Consider the following 14276-nt stretch of genomic DNA (forward strand, 5'->3'; position numbering starts at 1 on the left):
GACCTCGGCCTATGACCGTCGGTTTCGCCGAGAGCAGGCGCGCAAAGCTGATGACAGCCGCGCGCGACGGTGAACCCTTCGATGAACATACGGGTCTGCCCGTGTCTATGCTCACGAATACCTTGACCAGCGGTGGGATGGCACGCCAGGGAACACTCGTCGCGCTTTGGCCGACGCATCGGAGCCGCGGATACAACGGAACTCTCTGCCCGTCAGCTCACTCGCGGAAATTGATGTGTTGCGACGGACGCTAGACGCGCTGGGTCGCAGGTTGGATGGGAAAGCGGCTGCGGCAAAGACGGTACGTCGCAAAAGGGCTGCGTTCAACGAGGGTCATCAACACTGCGGTGGAGAAGGGGTATTTCGCTGCCAATCCGCTCGTCGGTCTCAGGTGGCGTGCTCCGGAAATCAACGAGGAGGTTGACCCGGCGTCCGTTCCCAATCCGGAGCAAGTCACTCGGTTGTTTGAGGCCGTTGCTCAGCAGCGCGGGCGAGGCCCTCACTTGGAGGAGTTCTTCGGCTGCATGTACTCGCGGCGATGCGGCCGGCCGAGGTGATCCACCTGCGTCACGAGCAGTACCACCTTCCCGAGACCGGCTGGGGCTGCTCAACTTGTCGGGCGGAGCCGTCATGGCAGGCAAGGACTGGACGGACGACGGCACGGTGCACGAGGTGCACTCGCTCAAGCGCCGTGCGGCCACGGCAAGGCGGCCCGTGCCCATCCCGCCGCAGTTCGTGCGGATCCTCCGCGCGCACATCGAACGCTTCGGTGTGGCGCCTGATAGTCGGCTGTTCCGGAATCAGGCCGGCAACTACGTGGACCCAGCGGCGTACGGAATGGTGTGGGCGCGGGCGCGGCAGTACGTGCTGACACGAACGGAGTTGTCCTCTGGTTTGGCCAAGCGGCCTTACGACCTCCGGCACGCCGGGATTTCGAGCCAACCGCCTCATCGAGCAGTCCATGCAGGAGTGGGACCGTGTGAGCCAGGGCGCGGCTTCTGCTGATCGAAGACAGCAGCGGTAGGAACTGGGAGTTACCGCACAAACCGGGCTCGCCCCGAGTGAGGTCAACGGGTAGGCGCCTGACGGGTATAAGCCCAGGTCAGGCGCCTTTCCGGGTGGGGTTAGAAGAAGCCCAGCTTCTTCGGCGAGTACGACACCAGCAGGTTCTTCGTCTGCTGGTAGTGCTCCAGCATCATCTTGTGCGTCTCGCGGCCGATGCCCGAGCCCTTGTAGCCGCCGAACGCCGCGTGCGCGGGGTAGGCGTGGTAGCAGTTCGTCCACACGCGGCCCGCCTGGATGCCGCGGCCCGCGCGGTAGGCGGTGTTGATGTCCCGCGTCCACACACCCGCGCCGAGCCCGTACAGCGTGTCGTTGGCGATCTTCATCGCGTCGTCGAAGTCGTCGAACGACGTCACCGACACGACCGGTCCGAAGATCTCCTCCTGGAAGATCCGCATCCGGTTGTCGCCCTCGAAGATCGTCGGCTGGACGTAGTAGCCGCCCTTCAACTCGCCGTCGTGCTCGATGCGTTCACCGCCGGTGAGGAGCCTTGCGCCCTCCTGCCGCCCGATGTCCAGGTAGGAGAGGATCTTCTCCAGCTGGTCGTTGGAGGCCTGCGCACCGATCATCGTGTCCGTGTCCAGCGGGTGACCGGTCTTGATCTGCTCGGTGCGGGCGACCGCCGCCTCCATGAACTCGGCGTAGTGGCCGCGCTGGACCAGCGCACGGGACGGGCAGGTGCACACCTCGCCTTGGTTGAGCGCGAACATGGTGAAGCCTTCGAGCGCCTTGTCGCGGAACTCGTCGTCCGCGCCCCAGACGTCCTCGAAGAAGATGTTCGGGGACTTGCCGCCGAGTTCGAGAGTGACCGGGGTGATGTTCTCCGAGGCGTACTGCATGATCAGCCGCCCGGTCGTGGTCTCGCCGGTGAAGGCCACCTTCGCCACGCGCGGGCTGGACGCCAGCGGCTTGCCGGCCTCCACCCCGAAGCCGTTGACGATGTTGAGGACACCCGGCGGCAGCAGGTCGGCGACCAGACTGAGCCAGTAGTGGATGGAGGCGGGGGTCTGCTCGGCCGGCTTGAGCACGACCGCGTTGCCCCCGGCGAGCGCTGGCGCCAGCTTCCAGGTCGCCATCAGGATCGGGAAGTTCCACGGGATGATCTGCGCGACCACGCCGAGCGGCTCGTGGAAGTGGTACGCCACCGTGTCGTCGTCGACCTCGCCGAGGGAACCCTCCTGCGCGCGGATCGCGCCCGCGAAGTACCGGAAGTGGTCGATGGCGAGGGGGATGTCGGCCGCGAGCGTCTCGCGCACCGGCTTGCCGTTCTCCCAGCTCTCGGCGACCGCCAGCGACTCGAGGTTCGCCTCCATCCGGTCGGCGATCTTCAGCAGGATGTCCGAGCGCTCGGACACCGACGTACGGCCCCATCCGGGGGCGGCCGCGTGCGCCGCGTCCAGCGCCCGCTCGACGTCCTCCGCCGTGCCGCGCGCGATCTCGGTGAACGGCTGCCCGTTCACCGGCGACGGGTTCTCGAAGTACTGCCCACGGGCGGGCGGCACGTACTCACCGCCGATGAAGTGGTCGTAGCGCGCCTGGTAGGAGACGATCGCGCCCTCGGTACCGGGCGCCGCGTAACGGGTCATACTGCTCTGCCTCCTTCGCAGCGCTGCCCGCCGTTGGGCAGCTCTCGACGCGAGGCTAGGAACGCGGACGTTGCAACCACGTTGCCGCTCGCCCGCGCCGGCCGGCCGGCACCCGCAGCTCCGACTCCAGCGCCGCGAGCCGCGCTCGGACGGGTGCCGTCGGACGTACGGCGGCGAGCGCGCGCCACACGTCCAGGTCGTCCTCTCCCCACGGCGCGTGCGCCCAGTCCGCGAGCAGATCGGGATCGCGGCGGGCGATCAGCGCCGTGCGCAGGCCGTCGGCGATGCGCCGCCTGAGCCGCACCACCGCCGGTGCCTGCGAGCCCGGCAGCAGCGGCCCGGCGTAACCGGTGGCGGCCGCCGTCACCGCACCGGTCTCCAGCCGCCGCTCGACCACGTCCACGTCCGACTCGACCGGCACGGTCAGCCGGTACGGCCGCGACTCCAGCAGACCCGGCCCCAGCACCCGGCGCAGCCGGGCCAGTTCGGCCCGCAGGGTCACCGGCGTCACCGACTCGTCCTCGTACAGCGCGCACAGCAACTCGTCCCCGGTCAGCCCCTCCGGATGCCGGGCCAGCAGCACCAGGATCTCGCTGTGCCGGCGGCTGAGCCTGATCCTGCGGCCGCCGAGCAGCAGGTGCGCCTCGTCACGGCCCAGCGCCGTCAGCTCGGGTGCGTCGACGGCGGGCAGCTCGGGGACGAGCAGCGCCAGCTGCGACTCGGCGGCGCGCGCGACCGCCTGCACGAAGCCCAGGCTGTGCGGATGCGCGAGCCCGTTCCCGCCGGTGATGTCCACGGCACCGAGCACCCGCCCGGTGCGCGGATCGTGCACCGGGGCCGCCGCGCACGTCCAGGGCTGCACCCGCCGGATGAAGTGCTCGGCCGCGAAGACCTGCACGGGCCGGTCCACGGCGACCGCCGTCCCCGGCGCGTTCGTCCCCACCGCGCTCTCCGCCCATCGGGCACCCGGCACGAAGTTCATCCGCCCCGCGTCCCGCCGGGTCGTCGGATGTCCCTCGACCCACAGCAGCCTGCCGTGCGCGTCGCAGACCGCGAGCAAATGCTCCCCGTCGGCGGCGAAGGTCCCCATCAGCTCCCGGAACAGCGGCATCACCCGCGCCAGCGGATGCTCCGCCCGATAGGAACCCAGGTCACCGTCCATGAGCTCCACGTCCGCCGTGCCGTCGGGCCCCACGCCGGCCCGCGCGGAACGCCGCCACGACTCGGCCACCACCGAACGCACCGGCCGGGGCACCGTGCCCACCTCGGTGAACGTCTCGTGCGCGCGACGCAGCATCCGCGCGTGCTCTGCGGGGTCGGCCCCCGGCTCCAGGGCCACCCACGGATCGGTCAACTGGGCCTCCCCGAACGGTGATGCGACTGGGGACATCGTCACTCCGGGTACGCGCTCCGACAACCGTTTCGACCACGCTCACCCGAACGAGGTCCCCGCCGCTCCCGTCAGGCGAAGTTGACCAGTCTGATGTACCGCGTCCAGTCCCAGTTGGGCCCGGGATCGGTGTGATCGGTGCCCGGCACCTCGTAGTGCCCCAGGATGTGCGCCCGGTCCTTGGGGATGCCGTACTTGGTGCAGACGGCCGCGGTGAGCCTCGCCGACTGCTCGTACAGGGCGTCGGTGAAGTAGGCGGGCTTGTCCACCCAGCCCTCGTGCTCGATGCCGATGCTGCGGGTGTTGTAGTCCCAGTTCCCCGCGTGCCAGGCGATGCTCGCCTCGCGGACGCACTGCGCGATGTGTCCGTCGCTCGAGCGCACCACGTAGTGCGCGGACACCTTCTTCTGCGGGTTCTGGAAGATCGCGAGCGTGTCGGTGTACGTCTCCTGGGTGACATGGATGATCACGTGGTCGATCGGATACGTCGAGGGGCGGCTCGACACCGTGTAGTTCGAGGCGCTCGCCGGCTGCCACTCGGCGCTCGGATAGTCGTCGGACTGGGCCAGCGCACCGGCCCGCGCGTCGGGGAGGAGCGCGTACGGTACGGCGGCGAGTGCGGCGCCCTTGAGGAACAGCCGCCGGGTGGTGCCGGGTCTTGCCCGCTCCATGGAAACGTCGCCCTTCTGTCGATCGTCAGCGCCGCAGCAGCGCCGCGGTCTCGCGCAACTGCGCGTGCACGCCGCGGTGAGTCTCCCGCGCGGGCAGCCACTGTTTGCGGATCTTCGCCACGCACGTGTAGTTGGTGTCGCACACGTTGGCCAACGGCGACTCGACCGCCTGGGTCGCGAACTGGTAGGCGTCCAGTTCGCTGAACCCGTAGTCGCGCACCAGCCACTGGACCAGGTCCAGCTGGGATATCCGGAAGGCGTCCTCCAGCGGGCGGGCCGACCCCGTCGAGATGATGTGCGTGTCCGACTCGATGCGCGGCCAGGGAGTGGCGACGCCCTTGAGCAGCTCCACGATCACCACGGTGTTCATCGCGCACTCCACGGCGACCCCGCAGGTCTCGCCCTCGCCCTGCCGGGCATGTCCGTCGCCGAGGCTGAGCAGCGCGCCCTCCACGTTGACCCCGAGGTAGCAGGTGACGCCGGCCCGCATCTCGGGCGTGTCCATGTTGCCGCCGTGCGCGTCGGGCACCAGGGCCGAGCGGACCTCCAGGTTGGCGGGGGCCACGCCGACCGTGCCGTGCATCGGGTCCATCGGCAGCTCGGCCTCGATGTCGCTGTCGTGCGCCCGGAACAGCGCCGTGCGCCGGGTCCGGTCCAGCTGCCAGATCCACACCGTCTCCGGCAACGGCGGCTGCAGGGTGGCGGTGGTGTGTGTCGAGGTGAGCGCGCCGAACAGGGGCACCGTCGTCGACGCGGCCCAGTCGCGGGCCGGCTCGATCGACACGAAGTGCACGGCGACCGTGTCACCGGGCTCGGCGCCCTCGACGTGGAAGGGCCCGGTCTGCGGGTTGAGGAACGGGAACTCGCACACCTCGGACACCAGGTCCTTCTCCGACCGCACCCGCCCGGCGAAGCAGTCCTCCGTGTACAGGTCGAGAACCGTGCCGGGCGCGATGCGCGCCACGGGCGGTGCGCCGCCGAACGTCCAGGCGTACTCGCCCGGTTCGGGCCGGACGGTCAGGATCCGAGGGTCGCTCATTGCTGCGCTGCTCCGTTCTGTGCGGGGCCGGTGAGGGCGGGTTCGTCGAGATGGACACGGGCGGTCTCGGCTATGCGCTCGGGGTGCCGCCGCATCAGCACGAACAGCACCACGAGTCCCAGCGCCATCCATATCCCGACGACGGGTCCGGCGTATGACACCGGTGCGGTCAGTTCGGTGACGAAGTCGAAGACGGGCAGTCCGGCCGCGGTCAGCAGCGCGGGCACGAACGTGACGATCCCGAGTACGGGCAGCAGCAGGTGCCGTACCGGCTTGAGCAACTCCCGTCTGCGGCGCAGGAAGTAGCCGGCACACGCGAGGTTCACCACGATGTAGACGCCGATCACGACCGTCACGATCATCGTGGCGAGCAGCAGGAACGCGGTCACCGGGTCGTAGCCGAGGCCCAGCCCGAGCACCGCGCCGACGGCCACGACCGTCTGCACGGCGATACCGGCGACGGGGGAGCGGTACCTGGGATGCAGCGACGCGAAGAGGCCGGGCAGGACCCGGATGCGGGCCAACGCGAAGGCCGTCCGCGTCGAGACGTTGGCGCACGCGTTGGCGTTGGCGATGGTCGAGTTGACCACGGCCAGGAACACCAGCACCCAGAACAGGCCGAACGACGCCCGGGCCACGCCCTCCCACGACGCCTCGCCGGACGCCCCGAACGTCGCGAAGCGGTCCGGCCCGAAGTACACCGTCATGGCATAGGTGGTGACCACGTAGAAGAGGCCGATCGCGAGGGCCGCGCCGAGGACCGCGCGGTGCACCGTGCGGCGCGGGTCGCGGGTCTCCTCCGCGAGCGGTGCGGCGGCCTCGAATCCGGCGAAGGCCAGCACCGTGTACACGGATCCGGCGAAGACCCCGCTGACACCTTCGTAACCCTCGGCGGTGTGCGAAGTCCCGAACACCGAGAGGGTGTTGTCCCCTCCCGCCTCGGCGATCAGCCAGACGGCGAACACCAGGAAGACGAGGATCTCGAAGACCCCGAGGACCGTGCCGAGGCGGGCGGAGGCACGCACCCCGAAGTACCCGGCCGCCGCGATGACCGCCGCACCCGCGAGCGCCCACGGCCACCACAGGTCGGCCGGGTAGGAGGACCACTCGTCGTGCAGCGTGCCCGCGGTCGTGAAGCCCAGCTGCAGGAGCAGCAGCGGAGGGACGAGAGCCTCCACGAACACATAGCCCCAGCCGACGAGGAAACCGACAGTGGGATGCAGCCCCCGCGCGGCGTACGTGGACACCGAGCCCGCGGCCGGGAGTTCGCGCGCCAGCTCCGCCACGCAGGACGCGGTGAACAGACAGGCCACCAGCGCGACCAGCACCGCCAGCGGCAGGCTTCCGCCGGCGAAGGCGGCACCGGACGGAATCGACGCGGCCACCGCGGCGGCCGGCGCCATGGCCGTGATGCTCTGGAACAGGACCTCGCGCAGCCCGATCGCGTCCCGCCTCAGCCCTGCCGCTGCTTCCCCCGCCATGTGAATCCCCCTCAATTCACGCCGACTTGCCAGGCTCCCCAGGTCCCGCCGGGTGTGCCTCGCGTGAATCACGGTACGGCGCTTGCCGGTTGGGCAGAAGGGCGCGGCGAGGTTCCGTGGACGACGACGGAATTGTGGAAAACTCCGCCACTCGATCGGGTGAAGCAGGGTCGTGACATGGCGTGAAGCAGGGCTGTGGCATGGCGTGAAGCCGGGTCGTGACATAGCGTGAAGGCGATCCCGGCGAGGCTTGCGCGCCAGCGACGGGAGGGGACCCCTAGGCTCTCTCCCGGCACCGGCACAACTCTGGAGCGCAGACGTGTTCGACCCCGCACCGGAACTCCCGTACCCCGACGGCCACCGGCCCGACGAGGCACCCGCACCGCACCCGCTGCTCGCGCCGGTGCTCGGTCTGCTGGGTACGTGGCACGGCCCGGGCCGGGGCGGATATCCCACGCTCGACGGGGACTTCGCGTATGCGCAGCAGGTCGGCTTCAGTCACGACGGCCGTCCCTTCCTCCGCTACGAGGCCCGGGCCTGGCTGCTCGACGCCGACGGCACGCCGCTGCGTCCGGCGGCTCGGGAGAGCGGCTGGTGGCGGCTGCAGCCCGACGGCCGGGTGGAGGCGCTGATCACCCAGCCCACCGGCATCGCGGAGATCATGGTCGGTCACGCCACGGAGGACACGGTCGACCTCTCGACCCACGAGGTCGCGCTTACCCCCACCGCCAAGCAGGTCGACGCGACCCGCCGCCGCTACACCCTGACCGACGGCGGCGACACCCTCACGTTCGTCCACGACCTCGCGGCGGTCGGCCGGCCGTTGCAGCACCATCTCTCGGCGACGCTGCGGCGCGAGCGGTAGGTCCGGTTCGCGCGGCGAGCCGGCTCAGTCCCGCTCGCCCACCACGGCCGGGTCGTCCAGCACCGCACGCACCACCGAGTGCGCCGCGCCCAGCAACGGTCCCTCCGGTCCCAGCCGCGACACCGACACCGGGCAGGCGGGACCCGCGGTGCGGCGGTCCAACTCGGCTTCCAGCGAAGGCAGCAGCCAGGGCGCCAGCCCGGCCAGCGCGCCGCCCAGCACCACGCTCTCGGGGTCCAGCAGATTGACCGCCCCGGTCAGCGCGATGCCGAGCGCCTCGCCGGCGTCCCGCAGCGCACGCCGTACCTCCGCGTCGCCCTCCGCGGCCCGGCCCGCGAGCAGCCCGACCCGGTCCTCGCCCGGCTCCAGGCCCGCCGCCCGCAGTACGGCCTCCTCACCGGCGTACTGCTCCAGACACCCGAGCCCGCCGCAGGGGCAGGCGGGCCCGTCCGGTCGCACCGGCACATGCCCCAGCTCGCCCGCGAAACCGCGGGTCCCGCGCAGCAGCCCACCGGCCACGACGACCGCGGCACCGATGCCGATCTCCGCGGAGACGTGGAGGAAGTCGAGCGGGGTGCCCTCGCCGAGCCAGAGTTCGGCGAGCGCGCCGAAGTTGGCCTCGTTGTCGACGGTCAGCGGGATGTCGTCGGGCAGCAGGGCGCCGAGGTCCGTGTCGTGCCAGTCCAGGTTGGGGGCGCGGACGACGGTACGGGCGTCGCGGGCCACCAGGCCCGGCACGGCCACCGCGAGCCCCGCGGGCCACAGCCCCTCGCCCTCCGCCTCGGCGACGACCCGGCGCACCAGCTCGGTGAGCTCCGCGACGACGGGCTCGGGGGAGCCGCCGCGGTTCGCACCGTGTCGCACGGCACGCGCGCGTACCTGTCCGCGCAGGTCGACCGCGCAGACGGCGAGGTGATCGACGCCGATCTCGGCGCCGATCCCGGCGGGACCGTGCCCGCTCACGGCGAGCGCCGAGCCCGGGCGGCCCACCCGGCCGGGCCGCTCGGGGCCGAGTTCCTCCAGCAGACCCGTGCGTATGAGCTCGTCGACGAGGGTCGAGACCGCGGCACGCGTCAGGCCGATGCGCGAGGCGACCGCGGCGCGGGAGAGTGGCCCCTCGGCGTTCACGGCGTGCATCACCCGGGCGAGATTGCGCCGGCGCATGCCCTGCTGGGTGTCGGGCAGCGCCCGGCCGGGACCGGCCGGGTGTACCTCGTGCAGCGGTGCGGTCATGCCCCCGTCCTCAACGGCTGTCCGTGCTCCGCTCCAGCAGCGGGGCCGCGTCGGAGAGTACCCCGGCGATCCTGGCCAGCGTCGCCTCGTCCCGCTGCACCGGGTCCAGCACCGGTCCCGCGGCCGTGTTCCAGCGCCGGGCGACCGCCGCCGGATCCTCGCCGGTCAGCAGGCCGGCCGCCTGGGCGGCGGCACCGAGCGCGACCAGCTCCCTGGCCTCCGGGATCTGGACCGGGCGGCCCGACAGGCGCCGTACCGTCTGCTGCCAGGCCGTGCCCCGGGCGCCGCCGCCGATCAGCAGCAGGGGGGCGGAGCGGTCGGCGTCCTCGTCGAGGACCAGGTCCAGGGCGCCCAGCAGCGAGTGCACGGCGCCGTCGTAGGCCGCCTGGAGCAGCTGTCCGGCGGTCGTGTCGTGGCGCAGGCCGTGCAGCAGGCCCGAGGCGGCCGGGAGGTTGGGGGTGCGCTCGCCGTCGAGGTACGGCAGGAGCGTTACGGCGCCGGTGGGCTCCACGGCCTCGCGGTCCAGGCCCAGCAGGGCGGCGACGCGGTCGACGGCAAGGGTGCAGTTGAGGGTGCAGGCCAGCGGCAGCCAGTCCCCGTGCGCGTCGGCGAAACCGGCCACCGTGCCGGTCGGGTCGGCCGGGCGGCGCTTGGAGACGGCGTACACCGTGCCCGAGGTGCCGAGGCTGAGCACCGGTGTGCCGGGACGCAGCCCGAGCCCCAGCGCGGCGGCCGCGTTGTCACCGGTGCCGGGCGCGACCAGCGTGCCCTTGGAGAACGGCAGGTCGTGGCTGTCGCGCACGGTGCCCGCGATCTCGCCCGGCCGGACCACACGGGGCAGCAGCGCGGGATCGAGGCCGACGTGCGCGAGGGTCTCTTCGTCGTACGACTCCGTCCCGGACGCCCACCAGCCCGTACCGGAGGCGTCGCCGCGGTCGGTCGTGCCCTGACCGGTCAGGCGCTCGGTGAGGTAGTCGTGGGGGAGCCGCACCGCCCTGGTCGCGCGCACCGCCTCCGGCTCGCTCTCGACCAGCCAGGCCCACTTCGTGACCGTGAAGGACGCGCCGGGCACGCTCCCGGTGCGCTCCGCCCAGGCCTTCGCGCCGCCCAGCTCCTCGATCAGCCGGCGGGCCTGCGGCGCGGAGCGCACGTCGTTCCACAGCAGCGCCGGCCGTACCGGCTCGCCCCGCTCGTCCAGCGTGACGAGGCCGTGCTGCTGTCCGCCGATCGACACCGCGGCAGCCTCGTGCGCCGCGTCGCCGCACTGGTGCAGCGCCTCGCACAGGGCGTCCCACCACTGGCGCGGGTCGCTCTCGCGGCCTGCCCCGGAGGACACGGTGTGCGGCGCCTGGCCGCTCGCGACGACCTGACCGGTGGCCGTGTCGACGACGAGCGCCTTGGTGGACTGGGTGGACGTGTCCACGCCGACGACGAGCGGACCCTCGGCTGCTGACATCGGGCTCTCCCTTTTTCCGCGGCTCACCAGGATGTTCCCTCACACACACCCTGACTCTCTTCCCAGGGATGCGTCCGCATACTAATTTGTAAACCGCCATGACGAAATAGTCGCAAGCATGCGCGCGACAGTCGTAAGCAAGCGCGCAACAGTCGTAGACAAGCGTCGCAATCGAGCAAGGAGCCGCGGCATGAGCTACCAGCCCACCCCCGAGGACAGGTTCACCTTCGGCCTGTGGACCGTCGGCTGGCAGGGAAGGGACCCGTTCGGCGACGCCACGCGGCGTGCCCTGGACCCCGTCGAGACGGTGCAGCGCCTGAGCGAGCTGGGCGCCTACGGCGTGACCTTCCACGACGACGACCTGATCCCCTTCGGGTCCTCCGACACCGAGCGCGAGTCGCACATCAAGCGCTTCCGCCAGGCTCTCGACACGACCGGCATGACCGTGCCGATGGCCACCACGAACCTCTTCACGCACCCGGTCTTCAAGGACGGCGCGTTCACCGCGAACGACCGTGAGGTGCGCCGCTACGCCCTGCGCAAGACGATCCGCAACATCGACCTCGCGGTCGAGCTCGGTGCGAAGACCTACGTCGCCTGGGGCGGCCGCGAGGGCGCCGAGTCCGGCGCCGCCAAGGACGTGCGCGTCGCCCTCGACCGCATGAAGGAGGCCTTCGACCTCCTCGGCGAGTACGTGGTCTCCCAGGGCTACGACCTGAAGTTCGCGATCGAGCCCAAGCCGAACGAGCCCCGCGGCGACATCCTGCTGCCCACCGTCGGCCACGCCCTTGCGTTCATCGAGCGCCTGGAGCGCCCCGAGATGTACGGCGTCAACCCGGAGGTCGGCCACGAGCAGATGGCCGGGCTGAACTTCCCGCACGGCATCGCGCAGGCCCTGTGGGCGGGCAAGCTCTTCCACATCGACCTCAACGGCCAGTCCGGCATCAAGTACGACCAGGACCTGCGCTTCGGCGCCGGTGACCTGCGCGCCGCGTTCTGGCTGGTCGACCTTCTGGAGAGCGCCGGTTACGAGGGCCCGCGCCACTTCGACTTCAAGCCGCCGCGGACCGAGGACCTCGACGGAGTATGGGCGTCGGCCGCGGGCTGCATGCGCAACTACCTCATCCTCAAGGAGCGCGCGGCCGCCTTCCGCGCCGACCCCGAGGTGCAGGAGGCGCTGCGCGCCTCGCGCCTGGACCAGCTCGCCCAGGCGACCGCCGCGGACGGGCTCCAGGCCCTGCTCGCGGACCGCAGCGCCTTCGAGGAGTTCGACGTCGAGGCGACCGCCGCGCGCGGCATGGCCTTCGAACACCTCGACCAGCTGGCCATGGACCACCTGCTGGCGGCCCGCGGCTGAACAGCACGCGCGCGTAGGTGTTTTTTGCACGCTACGCGCGCGTGCCCGCGCGATCCCCGTACGGAATGCTCCGGAATCGTACGGTCCGCGGCATGGATCCGTATCAGGTTCCGTACGGGGGTCGCCTGTTGCCCGATGTGCGGCGACTCTGGACGGTATGGCCATGCCGCCCGTACCGCCTCGACCGCCCGGGCCGCCGGACGACACGCCGCCCCAGGGCGGCGGCTTCGGACCGCCCACCGAGCGCTTCGGTCCCGCCCATGGGGCCCAAGAAGGCTATGGACCCGCAGGAGGCTTCGGCCCGCCTCCGGGAAGCGACGAGCAGCCCACCCAAGGAGGTTGGCTGCCCCCGGAACCGCCCCGGAACACATGGAAGAAGCGGCTGCACATCCTGCTGGTCGTGTTCGCGGGGACGGCGGCCGCCGCCGTCGTGATGATGATGGACCACTCCGGGAACCACGACTCGCCCGACAAGAAGCCGCCGGCCGCCAGCAGCCCGAGCGCGAGCCCCTCGCCGTCGCTGAGCATCCCGACGCAGCTGCCGAGCAGACTGCCCAGCAAGCTGCCGTCACGGCTGCCCAGCGAACTCCCGAGCGAGGTGCCCAGCGAGATCGAGTCGCTGATCCCGTCCCTGGGCGGCATCGACCTGCCTTAGCGCGCCCCGGGCATCCGTCAGATGCCGTTCGGCAAGCGCACGTACGTCACCGTCGTCTCGATCCCGCTGTCGATGAGCCGGCCCTGCGCGTCGAAGGCACCGGCGCCGTCCGTCATCCCGAAGTCGTTGTCGTTGACGAGAGCGAGCGTGTCGTGGTCCACGCGCGCGATGCCCTCGATCTTCCCGGGCACCCCGGCGACCTTGCCCAGGTCGACGACGAGCCTCTTGCCGAGCACCGGGACGCCGGCGGCCGCCGGGTCGTCGAGCTGTTCCAGGGAGGGCGAGGTCGTGTCGTCGTCATAGGGGCCGCCGAGGATGTTCGCCTTCCGGTCCAGCCTCACCAACTGGAGCCGCGCCGCCTTGTCGGTGCGCTCCTCGACCAGCAACCGGTCGCCGCCCACGGCGACCACCGAGGAGATCTTGAGTTCGGAGGTGTCGTCCTCGCTCGGGTCGACGACGTCGACCGCGTCGAAGCGGTACGCGTACTCGGCCGTGACCGCCTGCCTCTTCGGCGAGAAGCGCACCAGGCGGGTGTTCCGCGACGCCTCCCCGGCGTCCGTGTCCGGCAGGGACAGCGGGCTCTGCAGGGCCATCACCAGGTCGCCGCCGGGCAGCTGGGCGAGACCCTCGAACCCGCGGTTGATCTTCCGGTGCAGCAGGACCGAGGGCAAGGCTTCGACCACCGGGTAGTCGGTGCCGGTGAGATCCAGTCCCTTGGGCACGTAGCGCGTGAGCACCTTCCCGCGCGCGGAGACGTGCACGAGCGACGGCCCGTACTCGTCCACGAGCCAGAAACTCCCGTCCGCGGCCCGCACGATGCCCTCGGTGTCCAGCCCGTTCGGGTTGTACGACAGCGCGGTCTGCGCATCGTAGGAGTACGGCGCCTCGTCCCGGCCTGCCTGGTTCGACAGTCCGGTGACGGCCTTGCCGGAGCGCGTGGTGATCGGGATGGCGTCCAGCACCTTCACCGTGTCGCCGGACACCCGGATCTTCACGATCGCCGGATCGAAACCGGGCACCGGGAAGGTGCGCCGCTTGGTGCCGCTCACCTTGATCTGGCCGTTGGGCCCACGGTCGGTGACGGTCCAGTACTCGCCCTTGCGGCCCGCCGGGTAGATGTCGCTGCCGATGCCGCCCAGGTCGATCCCGCGGTCGTTGTCCACCGTTCCCGGCAGCAGCGCATTGCTGAACGCACCGAGCGGGATGTCCCCCAGCGTCGCCGTACGAACGACCTGAGCGCTCCCGTCCGCGACGGCCGGCGCAGCGGCCACGAGAGCGCCGACCACGGCCAGCGGAACACCCACTGCGACGGCACGTCTGACACGGTTCCGGCCGGCGGCGTACGGGGACATGGGGCCTCCTGAAGGGCAACTTCATTGACAGCGGCCAGATTTGGACCCCTCAGCGAACGGGTGCCGACAGTGAGATGAACACGGTGCGTCGGTAACCCGAGCACACGGGCAGCTGCTCCGGCCCCGCAC

The 14276-nt window shown here is 71.2% G+C and carries 12 protein-coding genes; 4 read left to right on the forward strand and 8 right to left on the reverse strand.

Features of this window, described 5'->3' with window-relative positions:
* The first annotated feature begins 630 nt into the window (after window positions 1-630).
* Entirely contained in the window at window positions 631-1005 is a 375-nt protein-coding gene (locus MQP27_RS28700) for a site-specific integrase (RefSeq protein WP_242768843.1), read from the forward strand.
* Window positions 1006-1124: 119 nt separating this feature from the next.
* Here MQP27_RS28700 and adh read toward each other — a convergent pair whose 3' ends face one another.
* The 5 genes from adh to MQP27_RS28725 all read right to left on the reverse strand — a co-directional run bounded on the left by adh (window position 1125) and on the right by MQP27_RS28725 (window position 7229).
* Window positions 1125-2648, reverse strand: coding sequence for an aldehyde dehydrogenase (gene adh, locus MQP27_RS28705; protein WP_242768844.1), 1524 nt, complete (start codon window positions 2646-2648; stop codon window positions 1125-1127).
* 55 nt (window positions 2649-2703) lie between these two features.
* On the reverse strand, window positions 2704-4002 hold the full coding sequence (locus MQP27_RS28710) for a GAF domain-containing protein (protein WP_242769383.1): 1299 nt from the start codon (window positions 4000-4002) through the stop codon (window positions 2704-2706).
* 107 nt (window positions 4003-4109) lie between these two features.
* On the reverse strand, window positions 4110-4709 hold the full coding sequence (locus MQP27_RS28715) for an N-acetylmuramoyl-L-alanine amidase (protein ID WP_242768845.1): 600 nt from the start codon (window positions 4707-4709) through the stop codon (window positions 4110-4112).
* Window positions 4710-4734: 25 nt separating this feature from the next.
* Entirely contained in the window at window positions 4735-5748 is a 1014-nt protein-coding gene (locus tag MQP27_RS28720) for an acetamidase/formamidase family protein (protein WP_242768846.1), read from the reverse strand.
* Complete coding sequence (locus tag MQP27_RS28725) at window positions 5745-7229, reverse strand: APC family permease (RefSeq protein ID WP_242768847.1); 1485 nt, start codon at window positions 7227-7229, stop codon at window positions 5745-5747. The genes MQP27_RS28720 and MQP27_RS28725 overlap by 4 nt, the downstream gene beginning before the upstream one ends.
* A gap of 319 nt (window positions 7230-7548) precedes the next feature.
* On the opposite strand from MQP27_RS28725, the gene MQP27_RS28730 reads away from it, so the two are divergent.
* Window positions 7549-8094: a heme-binding beta-barrel domain-containing protein gene (locus MQP27_RS28730; protein WP_242768848.1), complete on the forward strand. Its 546-nt coding sequence runs from the start codon at window positions 7549-7551 to the stop codon at window positions 8092-8094.
* 24 nt (window positions 8095-8118) lie between these two features.
* Here the strand turns inward: MQP27_RS28730 and MQP27_RS28735 are convergent, their stop codons facing one another.
* The gene (locus tag MQP27_RS28735) at window positions 8119-9327 is read right to left on the reverse strand and encodes an ROK family transcriptional regulator (RefSeq protein ID WP_242768849.1); all 1209 of its coding nucleotides are present in this window, start codon (window positions 9325-9327) and stop codon (window positions 8119-8121) included.
* Between the two features lie 10 nt (window positions 9328-9337).
* Window positions 9338-10783 carry a xylulokinase gene (gene xylB, locus MQP27_RS28740; RefSeq protein ID WP_242768850.1) on the reverse strand — a complete coding sequence of 482 codons (1446 nt, stop codon included), beginning with the start codon at window positions 10781-10783 and terminating at the stop codon, window positions 9338-9340.
* Window positions 10784-10973: 190 nt separating this feature from the next.
* On the opposite strand from xylB, the gene xylA reads away from it, so the two are divergent.
* Both xylA and MQP27_RS28750 read left to right on the forward strand, forming a co-directional pair.
* Window positions 10974-12140, forward strand: coding sequence for a xylose isomerase (gene xylA / locus MQP27_RS28745; RefSeq protein ID WP_242768851.1), 1167 nt, complete (start codon window positions 10974-10976; stop codon window positions 12138-12140).
* A 157-nt stretch (window positions 12141-12297) separates the two neighbouring features.
* A complete protein-coding gene (locus MQP27_RS28750; RefSeq protein ID WP_242768852.1) occupies window positions 12298-12795 on the forward strand; it encodes a hypothetical protein in 498 nt (165 codons plus the stop codon).
* Window positions 12796-12812: 17 nt separating this feature from the next.
* Here MQP27_RS28750 and MQP27_RS28755 read toward each other — a convergent pair whose 3' ends face one another.
* Window positions 12813-14147: an esterase-like activity of phytase family protein gene (locus MQP27_RS28755; protein ID WP_242768853.1), complete on the reverse strand. Its 1335-nt coding sequence runs from the start codon at window positions 14145-14147 to the stop codon at window positions 12813-12815.
* Window positions 14148-14276 lie beyond the last annotated feature (129 nt).

It is taken from the genome of Streptomyces cylindrosporus (genome assembly GCF_022698165.1).
Lineage (GTDB): Bacteria > Actinomycetota > Actinomycetes > Streptomycetales > Streptomycetaceae > Streptomyces > Streptomyces cylindrosporus.

Excerpts from the sequence above, each read along its gene's own strand:
- xylA (WP_242768851.1), top strand. The coding sequence starts at position 10,974 with ATGAGCTACCAGCCCACCCCCGAGGACAGGTTCACCTTCGGCCTGTGG.
- MQP27_RS28725 (WP_242768847.1), bottom strand. The coding sequence starts at position 7,229 with ATGGCGGGGGAAGCAGCGGCAGGGCTGAGGCGGGACGCGATCGGGCTG.
- adh (WP_242768844.1), bottom strand. The coding sequence starts at position 2,648 with ATGACCCGTTACGCGGCGCCCGGTACCGAGGGCGCGATCGTCTCCTAC.
- MQP27_RS28755 (WP_242768853.1), bottom strand. The coding sequence starts at position 14,147 with ATGTCCCCGTACGCCGCCGGCCGGAACCGTGTCAGACGTGCCGTCGCA.
- xylB (WP_242768850.1), bottom strand. The coding sequence starts at position 10,783 with ATGTCAGCAGCCGAGGGTCCGCTCGTCGTCGGCGTGGACACGTCCACC.
- MQP27_RS28750 (WP_242768852.1), top strand. The coding sequence starts at position 12,298 with ATGGCCATGCCGCCCGTACCGCCTCGACCGCCCGGGCCGCCGGACGAC.
- MQP27_RS28700 (WP_242768843.1), top strand. The coding sequence starts at position 631 with ATGGCAGGCAAGGACTGGACGGACGACGGCACGGTGCACGAGGTGCAC.
- MQP27_RS28735 (WP_242768849.1), bottom strand. The coding sequence starts at position 9,327 with ATGACCGCACCGCTGCACGAGGTACACCCGGCCGGTCCCGGCCGGGCG.
- MQP27_RS28720 (WP_242768846.1), bottom strand. The coding sequence starts at position 5,748 with ATGAGCGACCCTCGGATCCTGACCGTCCGGCCCGAACCGGGCGAGTAC.
- MQP27_RS28715 (WP_242768845.1), bottom strand. The coding sequence starts at position 4,709 with ATGGAGCGGGCAAGACCCGGCACCACCCGGCGGCTGTTCCTCAAGGGC.